This is a genomic window from Salifodinibacter halophilus (assembly GCA_012999515.1).
GTDB lineage: Bacteria > Pseudomonadota > Gammaproteobacteria > Nevskiales > Salinisphaeraceae > Salifodinibacter > Salifodinibacter halophilus.
Map to the genome: position 1 here is coordinate 1 of JABEEB010000548.1, position 247 is coordinate 247.

General features: G+C 75.3%; 1 protein-coding gene. It reads left to right on the plus strand.

Features of this window, described 5'->3' with window-relative positions; translation table 11 throughout:
* Positions 1-44 precede the first annotated feature (44 nt).
* Positions 45-247 (plus strand): hypothetical protein (locus HKX41_12795; GenBank protein ID NNC25013.1); only part of this gene is annotated, 203 nt, incomplete at its 3' end.

Below are 247 nucleotides of genomic sequence, written 5' to 3' on the forward strand. Positions count from 1 at the left end.
ATCTCGGCGAAGGCTGCGGCGACGACGCCGCGATCCTGCCGTATGTGAGCTCGGCCAACATCGCCTGCGGCGGCCATGCCGGCGACGAGGCGACGATGCGCGCGACCCTGCGCCTGTGCCGCGCCCACGGCGTCGCCGCCGGCGCGCACGCCGCGCCCGCGGTCGATCTCAACCAGGTCGTGGTCACCGCCAGCCGCACCGCGCAGACCCAGGACGCGACCCTGGCCGCGGTCACCGTGATCGACCG